This window comes from Sphingopyxis sp. HIX, from assembly GCF_001468285.1.
In the GTDB taxonomy this organism is placed as follows: domain Bacteria; phylum Pseudomonadota; class Alphaproteobacteria; order Sphingomonadales; family Sphingomonadaceae; genus Sphingopyxis.
The window spans coordinates 1-980 of the sequence record NZ_LNSB01000089.1 but is presented as its reverse complement, the minus strand read 5'-3'; the positions used below and the strand labels follow the sequence as shown (position 1 = coordinate 980).

Here is a 980-nt window from a genome sequence, read left to right as displayed (position 1 = left end):
TCCCCGCACCCCCGGCCCACGAGGCCGCGGACGACCCCGCGATCGACCCCGACAACCTCCCCGAAGAGCTCGAATTCACCCCCGTCGAACAGCTTACCAAGCGCTGGTCGGGCATTTCGGCGCACAAGCAGCGGCTGTTCATCGCGCATCTGCTCGGCACCGGCGCGGTGAGCATGGCGGCAAAGGCCGCGGGCCACACGACCTCGGCCTTTTACCAGCTGCGCAAGCGCGCCGGCGCCGCCAGTTTCGCCGCAGCGTGGGACAAGGCGGTCGAGGCGGGCGCGCGCCGCGTCGCCGACCTGCTCATGGAATATGCCATCTACGGCGTCCCCGAAACCTGGTCGAGCCAGGGTCGCGCCACCATGGAGCGGCGGCGCCCGCATCTTCGCGCGATGCAGCATATCGTCGGCGCGCACCTGCCCGAAAGCGTCGCCGGCACGCTTGCCGACGGCGTGTCGGCGACCGCCGTCCCGCACGGCGTGCGCCGGCTCAAGGACCGCTGGCGCAAGGAGTGGGAAGCCGAACGCCAGGCCGAGGAGCGCCAGCGCCGCTTCGACGATCACCAGCAGGAAAGGGCGCAGGCGACCCCGGCCGACGACCAGCTCCGCACCATCCGCACCTTCTTCCAGCGCGCGATCTCGCACGACCCGGTCAAGCGCGCCGCCTGGGACCTGCTCACCGGCCCCGGCACCGACTGGGACGCGGTCCGCGCCGCCGACGCCTATCTTAATCCGCAGAAGCACGAATGGCACATGTACCACCCCGACATCGTCATCCCGCTCGCCGCCGGCGCGGGCCTGATCGATATCGAGGACGAGGAAGGCGGCGACCTCGCCCACGCCGAATGGCACCCGCCCGCGGACGACCCCGACGGCAGCCGCGGCGACAGCGACGAGATCTGGTTCGCCCGCTACGCCGAGCATATCGTCGATGGCGAGCCCGGCGACAGCGACCCCGAAGGCGAGGCGATCGCCCACGGC

Annotated in this window: 1 protein-coding gene; it reads left to right on the top strand. The window is 71.4% G+C overall.

Annotated elements, in window-relative coordinates:
* A partial coding sequence (locus ATE62_RS23815) for a hypothetical protein (protein WP_443028889.1) occupies nucleotides 1–980 on the top strand: 980 nt, incomplete at both ends.